The 16,246-nt window shown below is 74.0% G+C and carries 10 protein-coding genes and 2 pseudogenes; 6 read left to right on the top strand and 6 right to left on the bottom strand.

Annotated elements, in window-relative coordinates:
• Positions 1-51 precede the first annotated feature (51 nt).
• From ACFRAR_RS01545 to ACFRAR_RS01530, 4 genes are all read right to left on the bottom strand, one after another.
• Positions 52-435 carry a DUF742 domain-containing protein gene (locus ACFRAR_RS01545; protein WP_380693428.1) on the bottom strand — a complete coding sequence of 128 codons (384 nt, stop codon included), beginning with the start codon at positions 433-435 and terminating at the stop codon, positions 52-54.
• Entirely contained in the window at positions 432-863 is a 432-nt protein-coding gene (locus ACFRAR_RS01540) for a roadblock/LC7 domain-containing protein (protein WP_380693425.1), read from the bottom strand. The genes ACFRAR_RS01545 and ACFRAR_RS01540 overlap by 4 nt, the downstream gene beginning before the upstream one ends.
• Positions 860-3,232: a sensor histidine kinase gene (locus ACFRAR_RS01535; RefSeq protein WP_380693423.1), complete on the bottom strand. Its 2,373-nt coding sequence runs from the start codon at positions 3,230-3,232 to the stop codon at positions 860-862. The genes ACFRAR_RS01540 and ACFRAR_RS01535 overlap by 4 nt, the downstream gene beginning before the upstream one ends.
• Before the next feature lie 412 nt (positions 3,233-3,644).
• Positions 3,645-4,919: an acyl-CoA dehydrogenase family protein gene (locus tag ACFRAR_RS01530; RefSeq protein WP_380693420.1), complete on the bottom strand. Its 1,275-nt coding sequence runs from the start codon at positions 4,917-4,919 to the stop codon at positions 3,645-3,647.
• A gap of 415 nt (positions 4,920-5,334) precedes the next feature.
• Here ACFRAR_RS01530 and ACFRAR_RS01525 point away from each other — a divergent pair, with 415 nt between their 5' ends.
• The 3 genes and pseudogenes from ACFRAR_RS01525 (at position 5,335) to ACFRAR_RS01515 (ending at position 11,032) form a co-directional block, all read left to right on the top strand.
• Complete coding sequence (locus ACFRAR_RS01525; protein WP_380693418.1) at positions 5,335-6,405, top strand: GAF domain-containing protein; 1,071 nt, start codon at positions 5,335-5,337, stop codon at positions 6,403-6,405.
• A gap of 293 nt (positions 6,406-6,698) precedes the next feature.
• Positions 6,699-8,129, top strand: a pseudogene (locus ACFRAR_RS01520) (lipase maturation factor family protein); the annotation flags it as partial.
• Positions 8,130-8,713: 584 nt separating this feature from the next.
• Complete coding sequence (locus tag ACFRAR_RS01515) at positions 8,714-11,032, top strand: hypothetical protein (protein WP_380693415.1); 2,319 nt, start codon at positions 8,714-8,716, stop codon at positions 11,030-11,032.
• 133 nt (positions 11,033-11,165) lie between these two features.
• Here ACFRAR_RS01515 and ACFRAR_RS01510 read toward each other — a convergent pair whose 3' ends face one another.
• Both ACFRAR_RS01510 and ACFRAR_RS01505 read right to left on the bottom strand, forming a co-directional pair.
• The gene (locus tag ACFRAR_RS01510; RefSeq protein WP_380693413.1) at positions 11,166-11,993 is read right to left on the bottom strand and encodes a M55 family metallopeptidase; all 828 of its coding nucleotides are present in this window, start codon (positions 11,991-11,993) and stop codon (positions 11,166-11,168) included.
• Positions 11,994-12,125: 132 nt separating this feature from the next.
• Positions 12,126-12,836 (bottom strand): annotated as a pseudogene (locus ACFRAR_RS01505) (helical backbone metal receptor); the annotation flags it as partial.
• Between the two features lie 319 nt (positions 12,837-13,155).
• Here ACFRAR_RS01505 and ACFRAR_RS01500 point away from each other — a divergent pair.
• From ACFRAR_RS01500 to ACFRAR_RS01490, 3 genes are all read left to right on the top strand, one after another.
• Positions 13,156-14,328, top strand: coding sequence for an ABC transporter substrate-binding protein (locus tag ACFRAR_RS01500; RefSeq protein WP_380693411.1), 1,173 nt, complete (start codon positions 13,156-13,158; stop codon positions 14,326-14,328).
• 3 nt (positions 14,329-14,331) lie between these two features.
• Positions 14,332-15,420 (top strand): FecCD family ABC transporter permease, encoded by a 1,089-nt coding sequence (locus ACFRAR_RS01495; protein ID WP_380693408.1) that lies wholly within the window; start codon positions 14,332-14,334, stop codon positions 15,418-15,420.
• Positions 15,417-16,246 (top strand): ABC transporter ATP-binding protein (locus ACFRAR_RS01490; RefSeq protein ID WP_380693406.1); only part of this gene is annotated, 830 nt, incomplete at its 3' end. The genes ACFRAR_RS01495 and ACFRAR_RS01490, both read left to right, overlap by 4 nt.

Raw genomic sequence — 16,246 nt, 5'->3', positions numbered from 1 at the left:
GTTCTCCTGTACGGGAACTGGGATCTTCTGATGCCGCTCGGTGCCCGCCCGTCAGAGCCGGCGGACGCCCTCGATCACGGCCTGGATCAGCGAGGCGTCCGGCGCGTCGGCGAGCGGGACCGGGGCCCGGGTGAGGATCAGGCCGGCCTCGGCCAGGTCGTCCAGCAGCACCCTGACCACACTCACCGGCAGGTCCAGGGCGGCGGCGATCTCGGCCACGGCCAACGGGCGTTCGCGGCACAGGTCGAGGATCGCGGCCGGTTCGGGCGCCAGCCGGCCGGTGTCGGTCTGCGGATCGGCCGTGACCACCAGGGTGATCAGCGCGAAGCCGTCCCGGACCGGCCCGGTGCGCCCGTTGGTGATCGCGTACGGGCGGACCAGGTGGCCGGCGTCCTTGTCGTAGAACGAGCCCTCCTCGGCCGCGGCGGACGTCACGCACCACCACCCTCGCCGACCGGGCCGGCGTCGTCGCGTGGCGCCGCGGTGAGGAACTGGCCGACCTGCTTGACCAGCATGTTGATCTCGTAGGCCATCAGTCCGGCGTCCACCTGCTCGCTGGTGAGGACGGCCAGCCGGGCGCCCTGCCCGGCGGTGGTGACGAACAGGAAGAGCCGGTCCATCTCGATGACGGTCTGCCGGACCCGACCGCCGTCGAAGCGGTGCCCGGCGCCGCGGGCCAGGCTCTGGAGGCCGGCGGCGACGGCGGAGAGGTGCTCGGCGTCGGCCCGGTCGAGGTCCCGGGACGTGCCGACGAGCAGGCCGTCCTCGGAGAGGACGATGGCGTGCCGGGTCTCGGGCACCCGGGCGACCAACTGGTCCAGCAGCCAGTCGAGGTCGCGCTGGGTTTCGGTGGGCTGCGTCATGGCTGCTGTTCCTCGGCTTCGTGGATGGCGGGGGCCGCCGCGGGGGCCTGCTGCGCCGCGGCCGGTGTGGTCGGTGCGGCCGCTGCGGCCGGGTCGGTGGGCGGGGTGGGCGCGTCCGGCCCGGTGCCGGCGGCGCGGGCGCTGCGGGTGCCGCGCTGGATGGCGGCCATGGTGGCGCGGGACCGCGCCGGCGAGGGGTCGGGGGCCTCGGCGGTGTCGTGCCGGTGGCCGGTCGGGGCGGCGAGCGCGCCACGGGCCGGCGCCGGGGCGCCGAACGGGTGGGCCTCGCGGAGCTGTTCGGCCAGGCTGGCGTTGCGGACCCGCTGCGGCAGGACCGGCGGGGTGCGCAGCTCGCCGTCCGGGCCCTGCTCCGGGGGAGCGTGCCGCGGGTGCTCGCGGACGGGCAGGGACCGGCCGTCCGGGCCTCCTCCGGTGCCGGCCGCCGGGCCCGCGGGCGGACCGTCCGGCGCGCCGCCGGGGCCGACCGACAGGTCGTACACGCGCGGCGGCACGGGCCTGGGCACGACCACGGCACCGGGCAGCCCGGGGATCTCGGCACCGACGGTCAGCCCGCCGTCGAGGGGCGCGGTTCCCGCCCTCCAGGTCCCCGCGTCCTCGGCCCACGCATCGCCTGTCCACGCATCGCCTGTCCACGCAAGGCCCGTCCGCGGGCCCTCCGCCCACGCCTCTCCCACCGCCCCGGTGCCCGGTCCGTCCGCACCGGCACCGGCACCGGCACCGGCACCGGTGTCGGTGTCGGTGTCGGCACCGTCCACGGTGCGCGCCGCGACAGGGCCGTCGGGTGCCGGGGGAGCGATCGGCCCGACCGCAGCGGCAGGCCCGACCGGAACCGCGGGCGCTCCCACCGCTCCGAAGGGCCCCGGAGCCCCCTGCGCCCCGCCCAGCAGCCCGCCGAACGCCCCGGCCGTCACGCCCGAGGGTTCCGGGCGATCCTCGCCGACCTGCGCGAGCCCGTCGGCGCCGAGCCAGGAAGCGAACCCGGAACCGATCCCGGCGCCGACTCCCGAACCGATCCCGACTCCCGAACCGATCCCGACTCCCGAACCGATCCCGACTCCCGAACCGATCCCGGCCCCCGAACCGGCCCTGCCCCCGAATCCGGCCCCGGCCCCGACCGCAGAACCGGAGTCCGCCCCGCCCCCGCCCTCGGAGCCCGCCTCGGCCACCGGCGTCCGGGTGATCCGGGCGCCCGACGGCAGCCCGGGCACCGCGGCCGGCTGTCCGGCCTGCTCCAGCAGGACCGAGGGCACCAGCACCACGGCCCGGGTGCCGCCGTACGGCGAGGGCCGCAGGGCGACCCGGACGTCGTGCCGGGCGGCCAGCCGCGCGACGACGAAGAGACCGAGCCGCAGGTCGTCGCCGAGTGCGGAGACATCCAGCTCGGGCGGATTGGCCAGGTACTCGTTGAGCCGCTCGTACTCCTCCTCGGTCATGCCGAGCCCGCGGTCCTCGACCTCGACCGCCAGGCCCCTGGGGACCTCCTGCGCGGAGACCTGCACCTGGGTGTACGGCGGGGAGAAGGTGGTGCCGTTCTCGATCAGCTCGGCGACCAGGTGGATGACGTCCGCGACGGCCTGGCCGGTGAGCGAGACGCGCGGCACGCCCTGGACGACGACCCGGGAGTAGCTCTCGGTCTCCGAGACCGCGCTGCGCAGCACGTTGACCACGGGCACGGCGTTGCGCCAGCGCCGGGCCGGCAGGGCGCCGCCGAGGATGACCAGGTTCTCGGCGTTGCGCCGCATCCGGGTGGCCAGGTGGTCGACGGCGAACAGCTCGCGCAGCAGCCCCGGGTCCTCGTGCTCGCGCTCCAGCGCGTCGAGCATGCTGATCTGCCGGTGGATCAGGATCTGGGTGCGCCGGGCGATGTTGAGGAAGACCTTCTTCGTCCCCTCGCGCCCCTGGGCCTGGTGGACGATGGCGGCGACCGCGGCCTGGCGGACGGCGGCGAGGCCGTCCGAGGTCTGCTGGACCACGTCGCCGCTGCGCCGGGCCGGGGCCCAGGCGGGCGGGACGGGCACCTGTTCCCCGGCGCGCAGTCGCCCGACCACGTCGGGGATCTCCCGCTGGGCGAGCGCCAGGGTGTCGGCCCGCAGCGTGGTCAGCCGCGCGGACAGCGTCCGGCTGATCCGGAGCCCGAGGGACAGGCTGATCAGCACCACCAGGGCGACGACCGTGCTGCCGGTCAGCAGTGCGGTGCGCTGTCCGGAGCCGCGCAACAGGTGGACGGCGTAGCCCCAGGCGGCGGCGAGTCCCAGGCTGGGGACCAGCACGAGGGCGAGGAGCGGGCCGCGGAGGGAGCCGGGCCGGCCGGCGCGGTGGCCCGTGCGGGGGGCCGATATGCCTGGCATCTGATTCCTTGCTGCAGGGCCGAGGCGCGGGACCGGGACGCCGGTTCGGACCGGTGGGTCCGAGCGGCGGGTCGACCCCGCACGGCGCGGCCGGGCTTCAGGGCGTCGAGGCCGGGGCTGCCGGAGCCGGTGACGAGGTGCCACCGGCCGGGGCGGGGCGCAGCACGGCCGCCGACGGCACGGAACGCTATCAGCCCGGGGTGGACCCCACGCAATATCAACTGACGATATTGGCAAGGCTGATGGCTTGGAAGAGGACTTCGGACCGGATGGTTCGACGGCGCAGTCTCCCAGCTCACGGCCGTCCGCTCAGCCGGACCGGCGGACTCCCGGAGGTCAGGGGCGTTCGCCCCGGGAATCCGCCGGAGCGGATCGGGCGACGCCGTGGCGCGCCGCCGCGTCCGTCCGTCCCTCACCCCGCCAGTGGCATCGGCAGCACCCGCCCGCACCTCCCGGTCCGTTCGTCCGACGAGGCCTCCCGCCGGGTGAGTTCGGCCCAGGCCCAGCTGGTCAGGTCGGACAGCTCGGCCGACCACTGGGTGCCGTACGTGCCCGAGGCGACCTGCCCGAGCCGCAGCCGCTGGACGTCCGAGGTGCCGGCCGGCGGGTAGACGTGGGTGGCGTCCCGCAGGTAGCGCTCGATGTGGAACTCGGTCTGCAGGCCACGGGCGGCGTGGATCTCCATGGCGTTGCGCGCCGAGTCCAGGGCGTACTCGGTGTTGATGAGCTTGGCGTTCATCAGCTCGGCGTCGCAGGGTCGGCCGTGGTCGAGCAGGTGGGAGGCATGGTAGGCGGCCAGCCTGGCCGTCATCAGCCGGGACTGCATCTCACCCAACTTCAGCATGATGTTCGGGAGTTGGTTGATCGGCTGACCGTAGAGCACCCGGCCTTCGGCGAACCGGACGGTGTCCTCGACGATCGCGGTGTGGATGCCCAGGGCGACGGCGGCGAGGTTGATCCGGCCGTAGAGGGTCGAGGAGGAGTAGGCGACGTCCAGCCCCTGCCCCTCCCGGCCGAGCCGGTGCCCGGCCGGGACGCGGCAGTCCTCCAGGACGATCTCACCGAAGCTGAAGCCGTGCAGCCCGCCCTGCGATCCGGGGGAGCCGGCCCGGAACCCGGGGCGGTCGCTCTCGACCAGGAACGCCGACAGGCCCCGACTTCCCTGCCCGGTGCGCAGGATGACACCGTGCACGTCGCCGACGTGGGAGTTGCCGACGAACCACTTGCGGCCGTTGAGCACGTACTCGTCGCCGTCCCGGACCGCGGTGCCGGCCATCCCGAGCACGTGCCCGCCGGACTCCGGCTCGGTGACGGCGATGGTCGGCAGGCAGTCTCCGGATGCGAACTTCGGTAGCCAGAAACTCCGTTGCTCCTGGGATCCGTAGTGGAGGACCTTGGCGACACCCAGTTGGGAGGCCTGGGCGATCGAGCCGACCGCCCCGCTGACCCGGGACAGTTCCTCGACGATCACGGTCTTCGCGACGTGGCCCAGGCCGAGGCCGCCGAACTCCCGTGGAATCGTGACGCCGATCCAGCCGCGGCGGGCGATCTTCCGGGCCAGCTCGACCTCGGTCTTCCGTTCGGCCTCCATTCTGGCCACCTGTGGACGCACCTCCTTCTCCGCGAAGTCGCGGACCTCGGCCCGCAGTTCCTCGTGGCATTCGTCGGTGAAGTAGTCCATCGCCATTGCTCGGTTCCTCTCGAAAGCGTGTGGTGTCGTGCCTCCGTCCGTGCCGTCGAAGCCGCTCCGGCAACCCCCCAGGGGGTTCGGTGGGTGTGCGGGAGTGTCGGCCGATCGCCCCGGTGCGATCGGCGCGCGCGTCGCCGGACGGTGTCCCGGCGAGCGGTACCGTCCGTGTCTTCGGCAGGGCTCATTGTTGTATGGGCGCGCCGGGGCCACCCAGAGTCGATCTTGGATTGGCGGGATTCGGCCCGTCCTCATCGGGAGGGGTTTTGCCGCCGCCCCGAAAGGGGATTGATCTCCGTTTCCGTGACGGTCCGTCGACCTCCCGTCCACATGCCGTTTTGACTGGCCATCGGCGGGGCCGAGGAACGCTGAACCCTCGGTCCCCGGCATCCTGATCTCTGGTTACATGTGCGCCATGACTGATGTGATGAGCACTCAAGGCCAGTTCCCGGGTGCCTCGGGGGAGTCCGCGCGAACCCGCAGGCTGCGCGGCCTTGGGCTCAACGACCCGTCCGCGGACGAGGCATTCGACCGCTTCGCCCATCTGGCAGCCAGTATCACGCGCGCTCCCATTGCGATGGTCAACTTCATCAATGACGAACGTCAGATGTTCCGGGGGCTCTACATTCCGCCAAATGCGGCCGTCGCGGCCGAGAACGGACCGTCCTGGGCGGACCGTGGCATCGCCTTCGACCTCCCCACCCGCGAGATGCCGCTGAGCCACGGCTTCTGCCCGCACGTCGTCGCCCAGCGGTCCCCCCTCGCGCTCGACGACATCCTCGCCTACCCCCGGTTCGCCGGAAACCCGGTGGTGGACGAACTCGGCGTCCGCGCCTACCTCGGCGCCCCGCTCGTCGACGACACCAACACCGTCATCGGCACCGTCTGCGTCCTCGACCGGGAACCCCGGCAGTGGGGGCGCGAGCGGCTGCGCGACATCCAGCACCTCGCCGAGGCGCTGCTCTCCGAGATCCGGCTGCGCGACAACCTGCTCGCCCAGCGCCAGGAGATGTTCGCCGCCTTCGACGGTTCGCCGTTCCCCATCATGCTCACCGAGGGCCCGGGCCAGGAGATCCGGTACGCCAACGCCCAGCACGCCGACACCTTCGGCGCACCGAGCGCGTACGGGGCGATCGGCGCCGCCTACCCGCACCTCGGCGCGGCGGGCCTCGAACGGGCCGTCGTGGAGGCCTACCACACGGCCCGCACCACCGTCCTCGACAACGTCCGGGTCCCGTCCGCCCATCCCGACGCACAGCGCGGCCAGCAGGTCTTCAGCTTCACCTGCACCCCGCTGCGGTCCGCGCTCACCGGTCGGATCAACGGCGTCCTCACCGTCGGCATGGACGTCACCGCACAGTCCCGCACCGAGGAGGAGATCGGCACGCTGGCCGCGCTGCTCGTCGACCGGCTCCAGCAGAGCGGCGCCGCCGCACCCGGCCGCCCGGTCGTCCTCGGCGATCCGGGACCGATCCTGCCCGACTGAACTCCGGCCGGCCCCGACCGCTCGACACCGGCCGGAGCGGACCGTCCGCCACCGTGGCGGGGCGCCTCTCACCCCCGATGAGAGGCTCCCCGCCACGGTGCTGTCCGGGACGGGGAGTTCACGCGGGGGTGCCGGCCGCGCCCTGTCCGGGATGCCCGCGGTGCGCCCCGTCCGGGGTGTCGGCCGTGTCCCCGGTCCGGGGCGTCGGCTGCGGGCCGAGCGGGTGAACCGTCCGTCCTGCGCAGCCCCGACCCGGCCCGCACCCGGGGCGCCGGGTGGTAGGCATGGGCCGCATGGACTGGTTCGCCGCCCCCGACTACTGGCTGAGCCGGCTGCTCGTCCAACGCCTGCTCGCCGTCCTCTTCCTGATCGGATTCCTGGCCGCCGCCGCGCAGTTCCGCGCCCTGATCGGCACCGACGGCATGCTGCCGGTGCCCCGCTTCACCGCCCGGGTCCCGTTCCGGCACTCACCCGGCCTGTTCCACCTCCACTACAGCGACCGCTTCTTCGCCGCCGTCGCCTGGAGCGGCGCCGCCCTCGCCGCGGCGGTCGCGGCCGGGCTCGGCGACGTCGTCCCGCTCTGGGCGTCGGTCCCGCTGTGGCTGGTGCTCTGGGCCCTCTACCTCTCCATCGTCAACGTCGGGCAGACCTGGTACTCCTTCGGCTGGGAGTCCCTGCTGCTCGAAGCGGGCTTCCTCGCCGCCTTCCTGGGCAACGCCGACACGGCCCCGCCCGCCCCGGTGCTGTGGCTGATGCGCTGGCTGGTGTTCCGGGTCGAGTTCGGCGCCGGACTGATCAAGCTGCGCGGCGACAGCTGCTGGCGCGACCTGACCTGCCTGCGGTATCACCACGAGACCCAGCCGATGCCCGGACCGCTCAGCTGGTTCTTCCACCACCTGCCCGACCCACTGCACCGGGTCGAGGCCGCCGCCAACCACGTCGTCCAACTCGTCGTACCGGTCTGCCTGCTGGTGCCGCAGCCGGTCGCGAGCTACGCGGCCTGCGCCGTGATCGCCACCCAGCTCTGGCTGATCGCCTCCGGCAACTTCGCCTGGCTCAACTGGCTGACCGTCGCCCTCGCCCTCGCCGCCGTGGAACCGGCCCGCCTCGGCCTGCCCGTCCACACCCGCGCCCACCCCGGCTCCCCGGTCTGGTTCGAGGCACTGGTGATCGCACTGACCGCCGCCGTCGTGGTGCTCAGCTACTGGCCGGTGCGCAACATGATCTCCCGCGGCCAGGCCATGAACCGCTCCTTCAACAGGCTCCACCTCGTCAACACCTACGGCGCCTTCGGCAGCGTCAACCGGCTCCGCCAGGAGGTGGTGGTCGAGGGCACCGACGACGTCGCGCTCACCCCGCACACCGTCTGGCGCGAGTACGGCTTCAAGGGCAAGCCCGGCGACGTGCGCCGCCTCCCGCGCCAGTTCGCGCCCTACCACCTGCGGCTCGACTGGCTGATGTGGTTCGCCGGCATCTCGCCCGGCTACGCCCGCCCCTGGTTCCTGCCCTTCGTCGCCCGGCTGCTCTCCGGGGACCGGGCCACCCTGCGGCTGCTGCGCCACAACCCCTTTCCGGACGCCCCGCCGACCCACGTCCGGGCGACCCTCTACCTCTACCGGTTCACCGATTGGCGCGAACTGCGGGAAACCGGCGCGTGGTGGCACCGGACGGCGCTCAGCGAGTTCCTCGCCCCGGTCGACCTGCGGGCCCTCGGCCGGGCCGGGTACCGGCCGCCACTCGGCCGCCGGGGCCAGGCACCGGGACGCGGCACCCGGGAGGTGCCGCTGGAACGGTTCCGCAGGCCTGGCCGTCCGCCCGTCGGCCGGCCCGGTCGCCGACCGGATCAACAGCCCGATCCCCGGCCCGATCCCCGACCGGATCGCCGGCTGGATCACCGACCGGACCGTCGCACCGGCCGGGCCCCCGGTCCGTCCGGTGGACACCGGCGCGAAGAGCCGCGGTGACCGCGGTGAACCGCGCCCGGCCGTCCGCCCGGCCGTCCGCCCGGACAGCGCGGAACCAGAGCGGGACCACAGCCGGGCCACCGCAGGTCCGGCGTCGGGCCATCCGCTCGGACCACCCGCTCGGACCGCCCGAGTGGCGGCCAGGCGGGCGGTATGGCATACGACACCCGCCCGTCGCGGCGGTGGGTGCGTGCAAGGCTCGAACGGGCACCCGTATTCTGGGCGTCCACAACCGGCAGCCCGACCGCGCGCCCCCTCGCCCCGCCCCAGGGGCTACCCCGCGCAACCGGTCCGCCGCCCCCTCGCCGCCAGCCCCGCCGTCGTCGCCCAGAACCGGACCTCACATGACAGTGCTTCACTCGCGCAACGCCGACGCAGCCGACCCGGCGGACGTCGCCGACGCCGCAGACGTCAAGGACCCCCAGGACGCCGCCGCGGAGCCCGACCTCCGCGAGGACCTCGGCCGCTACGCCGAGCTCGGGGCCTTCACGCTCGCCGCCGAGACCCACGCCTGGTACGCGGCCGTCGACACCGTCGAGACCCCCGAGGACGCCCGGGCCGCCTCCACGGCCCTCGCCGAACTGCGCGGCAGCGACCTCACGCAGACCTGGGAGGCCGTCGTCGCCCTTGCCGCCGAGGTCAAGCTCGACGAGCCCGACACCGTCGCCAAGACCGCGCTGCTGGTCGAGATGCTCCAGCGGGTGCACCGCACCTCCGCCACCCTGTTCCCCGCCGCCTACGACGCCGACTTGGAGGCCCTCGCCGCCGCGACCGCCGACAGCACCTGGCGCCGCGAGCACGGCGTCAAGCTGTCCTGGCTGCGTGGCCGCTCGCTGCGCAAGCAGGCCTTGGCGCTCGCCACCGACCGCCGCATCCGCCGCGAGGACCTGCACGAGGCCCTCACCTCCGCCGAGGTCGAGCGCCGCGCCTGGACCGCGCTGGCCCCGACCGGCACCCTCCCGCGGGTGCCCGCCGACGGCGCCCTGGTCGACCGCACCGCCCAGGCCTTCGAGGCGATCAACACCGGCCTGCGCGGCCTCGCCCGCCTGCTGCCCGACCACGACCTGGACGGGCTGCCCTTCGCGGAGCTGATCGACCTGGTCGAGCGGCTCGCCGCCGACGAGGGCACCCTGTACCGCCTGCCCACCATCCGCGGCCTGCGGGCCGGCCTGGAGGAGGCCGGCCTCGTCGACCTGCTGGCCGAACTCGCCGCCGCCAAGGCCGACCGCCGTGCCGCCGAGGCCGCGTACACGGCCCGCCAGGCACTGGTGGCCGGGCAGCGCGACGGGCTGGCAAAGGAGACCGTCACCGAGGAGACGGTGGTCGAGGCGCCGGGTACCGAGGAGTCGACCGTGGCCGTGGCCGTGGCCGTGGCCGTGGTCGAGGTCGAGGTCGAGGTCGAGGTCGAGGCTGAGAGCGGTGGCGAGACCGAGTCCGAGGTCGTGGCTGACGCCGAGGCCGAGTCCGGTGTCGAGGAGGCTGCGGCCGAGGAGCCGGTCGTCGAGGAGCCGGCCGACCGGGCAGACGCCGAGGCGGCCGCCCTGCAGGCACTGGCCGGCGGTCAGCGGGACGGCCTTGTGGAGGAGGTCCCGGTTCCGGTGACGGTTCCGGTGGCCGAGACCGACGAGGCTGTCACGGCTGCCGAGTCCGAGGTCGAGACCGAGACCGAGCCCGAATCTGACACCGCCGCCGACGCTGAAGCGGCTTCGGACACGGCTGCCGCCGACATCGAGCCCGAGGCGGAGCCGGCCGAGGCGCAGACCCCGGCGGCTGTGGTCTCCCTCCCGGCGCCCTCCCCGGCGGCCGACGACCTGGTGGCCGTCGCCACCGCCGCCCTGACCGAGTCCGTGCCTGCGGACGAGGCGGTGGCCGAGACCGTCGAGGTCGAGGAGGCCGCAGCTGAGGCCGAGGTCGAGGAGCCGGTTGTCGAGGCCGACGAGTCTTCGGCCGAGGTTGCTGAGGTTCCTGAGGTTTCTGAGGTCGCCGAGGCCGAGTCGGCGGTCGAGACGGAGCCCGAGGCCGTCGTGGTGGAGCCTGCTGTCGAGGCCGCGGCGGTTGAAGCCGAGGTCGCCGAGGTCGCTGCCGAGTCCGAGACGGAGGCTGTTGTCTCCGAGGAGACGGTTGCGGAGGTTGTCGAGCCCGCCGTCGAGTCCGAGGAGACGGTGGTTGAGACCGGCTCGGTCGTCGTGCCCGAGCCTGAGGCCATTGTCGAGGTCCCCGCCGTTGAGCCGGTGGCCGAGGTCGAGTCCGAGCTCGTCGCGGAGGAGCCCGTCGCTGAGGAGCCCGTCTCCGAGCCCGAGCCGGTTGTCGAGGCCCCTGCCGCCGAGCCGGAGTCGGCTGTCGAGCCCGAGCCCGAGCCCGAGCCCGTCGCTGAGGAGCCCGTCTCCGAGCCCGAGCCGGTTGTGGAGACCCCTGCCGCCGAGCCCGAGCCCGAGCCCGTCGCCGAGGCCCGTCCTGCGAAGCCGGACTTCACGCCCGGTCGTGCCGTGACCGCCTACTCCGCCGACGAGCTGCTCGCCGTCGTGCGGTGGGTGGACGGCGATGGGGTCGAGCGGACGGACGAGGAGCTGCTGCGGGCGGCCATGAAGGAGCTGGGCTTCGCCCGTCTCGGCCCGCGGATCAAGGAAGCGCTGGGCGCCGCCGTCGCCGCCGCGCGCGGCTGACGCCGGACCACGGCGAGGCCAGGGCCCGGGACGCGTACTCGTGTCCCGGGCCCTGCCGTGTCGCGGGTGCGCCGGAGCGATGTCCGTCAGCCGGCCTTGCCCCACTTCGTGGCGTACGCCGCCTGGTCCGTCGCTAGCCGGGCTTGATGGTCGCGAGTTGTGCGAGCAGCAGGACCAGCCGGTACGCCTCGGCGAAGTCGGCGGCGCCGAAGGCGACCGTCCGGCCGCCCCCGACGCGTGAGACACCCGGCACGAGGGTTGCCAGGTCGACCGTGAACGGTGCGGAGAGGTCGACCTCGATCTCGAACGGTCCGGCGAGGGCCAGCGGGGAGACGTCCGCGCGCCGTGTGATGGCCTCGGCGGCCGCACGGCGCAGCCGCTCCCGCGCTTCCTCGGGGTGGAGGGCGACCGCGGCGCCGTGGCCGAGGGCCTGCTTGACCGCGACGGTGGCCGCGGAGGGGACCAGATCACGCAGTTCGACGCAGGCGCTGTCGTCGCCGCTGAGCAGGACGACCGGTACGCCCAGATGCCCGGCCATGGCGGTGTTGAGACCGATCTCGCCCATGGAACGGCCGGTCACGCGCACGTCGAGGATGCCGTCGTTCATGGTGTGCGCCAGCACGGCCGGGCCGCGGCCGGCACGGGCGTGGTAGCCGACGAGCAGAACCGCGTCCGTCCGGTCGTCGAGCCCACCGAGCATGCCCAGCGGACGCGGCTTGCCGCGAACCAGGCAGGCCCGTCGGTCGAGTTCCTCCGGCAGCAGGTTGCGGAACGGCCCGTGTGCGTCGGTGACCCACACCTCGGCGGTGGGTTCGGCGTCCAGCACGCCGGCGATCACGCTGTTGGCTTCGGCCGTCGCCAGCGCGCGGCCGCGTTCGTAGTCGTAGTGGCCCGGATTCGTCTCGGTGGGATGCACGATCCCCGAGATGCCCTCCACATCGACGGATATCAGAACCTTCATGCCCCGGGGAGTCTAGGCGTCGCCCGTGCCGCCCGTGCCGCCTGTGCCGCCCGTGACAGGCATGTCGCCCGTGCCAGGCGTGTCGCTCGTGTCGCTCGCGCCATGCGTGCGGCCCGGCCCGAGCGGGTGGTCCAGCGCTTGTCGCAGCACGGCCGGGGCGGTCACCAGGGACGGCCCGTACCAGGTCAGGTGCCGCCCGCTGACCAGTGCCGCCGGCGTGCCGGGGAACGACTCCGGGCCGTCCTCGGCCGAGAAGCGGTACGGCTCGTCCGGCAGGACCACCAACTCCGGTCGGCAGGCGAGCAGTTCGGGAAGCGGGATGGCGGGGTAGCGTTCGGGGTGGTCGGCGTGGACGAGCCGCAGGCCCATCCTGCGCAGCAGGTCCCCGGCGAAGGTGTCGCGGCCGAGGACCATCCACGGGCGGCGCCAGATCGGTACGACGGTCCGCGGGCCGTCGGACCCGTGGCGGTCGGTGTCGTCCCTTGGCCGGGACCAGGCCGCCTCCGCCTCGGCCAGCCAGGTCGGGCGGGGCAGCCCGCAGGCGGTGGTCAGCAGCCGGTCCAGGGATCGGAAGGCGTCGTCCAGGGTACGGATGTCGGTGACCCAGACCGGGACGCCTGCCGCCCTGAGCGCGTCCAGGTCCGGGCGGCGGTTCTCCTCGTCGTTGGCGAGGACGAGGTCCGGTGCCAGCGCGAGGACGCGCCGGACGTCCGGGTTCTTGGTGCCGCCGATCCGGGTGACGGACAGGTCGGCGGGGTGGCTGCACCAGTCGGTGGCGCCGACCAGGAGGCCGGGCGCGGTGACGGCGACCGCCTCGGTCAGCGAGGGCACCAGGGAGACCACTCGGCGGGGCGGGCGCGGCCCGAGCCGGACGGGGAGGTCGAGGTCGTCGCGCGGGGCGGTGGGGTCGAGGTCGTCGCGCGGGGCGGTGGGGTCGGCGATTCGGCCACCCTATGTCCGGGGGCACCCGCGAGACCGGTCAAGGCCCGTCGTGATCCGCCGCGGCCATCGTGGCCCGACGAGACCCGTTGTGACGCCGCGGCCGTCGGGACCCGACGAGACCGTCGCGATTGCCCGGGAACCCGACGCCCGGGCCGGCCGACTACCTGGTCCGGGTCCGCAGCACGGGCCCAGCACGATCACCGACCAGGAGAGAGTTGTCATGCGCCCTCGAGTCGTCTGCGGAATCGCGGCCGCCGTCGCCCTGTTCGCCACGGCCTGCGGAAGCGGGGCCGGGGGCGGGCAGAGCCCCTCCGTCACCCTCCAGGCCGTGCCGGACGGCGGATACCCCGTCAAGGTCGCCGACTGCGCGGGCCAGGAGACCACCATCGCCAAGGCGCCGACGAAGATTGTCACCAGCAACGCGTCGAGCCTGGAGCTGCTGCTCCGACTCGGCGCGGGGGAACGGGTGATCGGCACCGGCTTCCCGCCCGGCAAGGGCACGCTGCCCGCCGCCGTGGCCGAGCAGGGCGCCAAGGTGCCGGCGCTCGGGGACAAGGGCATTCCCAAGGAGAAGCTGCTCGGTTCCGGCGCCGACCTCTATGTGGACACCTTCGGTGCGATGCCGATGATGGGCGGCGGCGCCACCGGTCCGAGCGAGGAGGAGTTCGCCGCGGCCGGCATCCAGCACGTCTACCTGCTCTCCACCGCCTGCGCCGGGACGCCGAAGGCCGCCAAGGCCCCGCGCACCGACCTCGCGGCGATCGAGGACGACGTCCGCCGGATCGGCGCCGTCACCGGGACCGCCGCGCGGGCGGAGGAGCTGGTCGCCGGGATGGAGAAGCAGCTCGGCGAGGTCCGCGCCGCACTCGCCGCCGTACCGGAGGGGTCGCGGCCTAGCTACTTCGTCTTCGACTTCGACGCCGGTACCAAGCAACCGGTGGCGGTCTGCGGACGGCAGGTCGCCAACGCCGTGATCACCCAGGCGGGGGCGCGCAACGTGTTCGCCGACTGCGACGCCGACTTCAAGCCCGGCTCCTGGGAGGACGTGGTCGCCAAGAACCCGGACTGGATCCAGCTCGCCGTGCGCAACCGGGGCAGCGAGGAGGCCACCCGCAAGGCCTTCGACGAGGCCGAGGCCTTCCTGAAGGGCTTCCCCGCGACCCAGGGCCTGAAGGCCGTCCAGGAAGGGCACTTCGTCCGACTCGGCTCCGAGGTGACCACCATCGCGGGGGTGCGCAACGCCGACGCCGTCCGGCAGATCGCGGCCACCATCCACCCGGACCTCGTGAAGGACGCTACCCCCGGAAAGGGCGCTACCCCCGGAAAGGGCGCTACCCCCGGGAAGGACGCTACCCCCGGAAAGGGCGCTACCCCCACCGAGAACGGGCAGTAGCCGGTGACCCCGGCCATCACCCGGGAGCGACGCGACCAGCCCCGCCCGGCCCGCACCCTGCGGGCCGGGCCGCTGGCCGCGGCGCTCGCCGCCGCCCTGGTGCTCGCGCTGACCGTCGCCGTCTCGCTCGGCTCGGTGGACGTCCCGCCCGGCGAGGTCTGGTCGGTGGTCGCCCGGCGGCTCGCCGGACGGGCTCCCGAACCCGGCACCCGCGATCTCATCGTCTGGCAACTACGAGTCCCACGAGCCTTGTTGGCGGCCCTGGTGGGTGCCGGACTCGGCTTGGTCGGCACCGCCGTGCAGGCTCTGGTCCGCAACCCGCTCGCCGACCCCTACCTGCTGGGCATCTCCTCCGGGGCCTCGCTCGGCGCGGTCGCCGCCATCGTCCTCGGCACCACCCTCGGGCTCCAGCTCTCCTTCGGCGGCGCGCTCGGCCTCACCGTCTCCCTGGCGGCGTTCGCCGGCGCGCTCGCCGCGTTCTCCCTGGTCTGGCTGATGGCCCGGCGCGGCGGCGGCTTCTCCCCGCTGCGTCTGGTCCTCGCCGGCATCGGCATCGCCCAGTTCCTCGGCGGCATCACGAGCTACCTGGTCCTCCAGACCCGCGACGAGCAGCAGACCAGGGGCGTGCTGTTCTGGCTGATGGGCAGCCTCGGAGGCGCCGTCTGGGCCCAACTCGCCGTCCCGGCTTTCGCCGTGGCACTCGGACTGGCCCTTCTCCAGGCCCGTGCCCGGGCGCTCAACGCGATGCTGATGGGGGACGAGACGGCCGCCGGGCTCGGGGTGGACGTCGCCCGGCTGCGCCGGGAGGTCTTCGTCGTCACCAGCGTGCTCACCGGGGTGCTGGTCGCCGTCTCCGGCGCGATCGGCTTCGTCGGGCTGATGGTTCCGCACGTGTGCCGACTGCTCGTCGGTGGCGACCACCGGCGGTTGCTGCCGCTGTCCGCGCTCACCGGGGCCCTGCTGCTGGTCGTCGTCGACACCGTGGCCCGCACCGCCCTGGACGGCCAGGAGCTGCCGATCGGCGTGGTCACCGCCGTCATCGGCGCCCCGACCCTGCTCTACCTGCTGGATCGACGAATGGAGCGCAGTTGAGGATCGCCGTCGAGGACTTGAGTGTCGCCCTGGCCGGCCGGACGGTGCTGGCCGGGGCCAGTCTGATCGCCGAGGAAGGAGAGATCGCCGGACTGGTCGGGCCCAACGGGAGCGGCAAGTCCAGCCTGCTGCGGACCGTCTACCGGCACCTGCGGCCGAGCGCGGGCCGGGTGCTGCTGGCCGGGCGGGACCTGGCGGAGCTGCGGCCCGCCCAGTCCGCCCGGCACATCGGGGCGCTTCCTCAGGAACGCGGCGGGGACTTCGAGTTGAGCGTCCTGGAGGTGGTCGCGATGGGCCGCACGCCGTACAAGGGGGCCTTCGCCGCCGACGACGCCGAGGACCACCGGATCACCGCCGAGGCGCTGGACCGGGTCGGCATGTCCGAGGCCGCCGACCGACGGTTCGCCCAACTGTCCGGCGGTGAAAGGCAGCGGGTGCTGTTGGCCCGGGCCCTCGCCCAGCAGTCGGACGTCCTGGTGCTGGACGAGCCGACCAACCACCTCGACGTCCGGCACCAGGTCGAACTGCTCGCTCTGCTCCGGGAGCAGCGCCGTACCACCCTGGTCGCCCTGCACGACCTCAATGCCGCCGCCTCGGTCTGCGACCGGCTGCACGTCCTGCACCGGGGTGCCCTGGTGGCCTCCGGTCCGCCGCGCGAGGTGCTGACCGCCGAGCTGCTGGCCGAGGTCTTCGGGGTGCGGGCGGCGGTGGTCGAACACCCCCTCACCGGAGACCCGTTGATCGCCTTCGACCACCGGGGCCCGGGGGGCGCGGGGGGCCCCGCGCCCCGCGCCGGGGGGCGGGCCGGGGCGCGGGACCAACACAG

The organism is Kitasatospora sp. NPDC056651 (assembly GCF_042792155.1).
GTDB lineage: Bacteria > Actinomycetota > Actinomycetes > Streptomycetales > Streptomycetaceae > Kitasatospora.
This window is presented reverse-complemented; position numbering and strand designations above follow the sequence as displayed.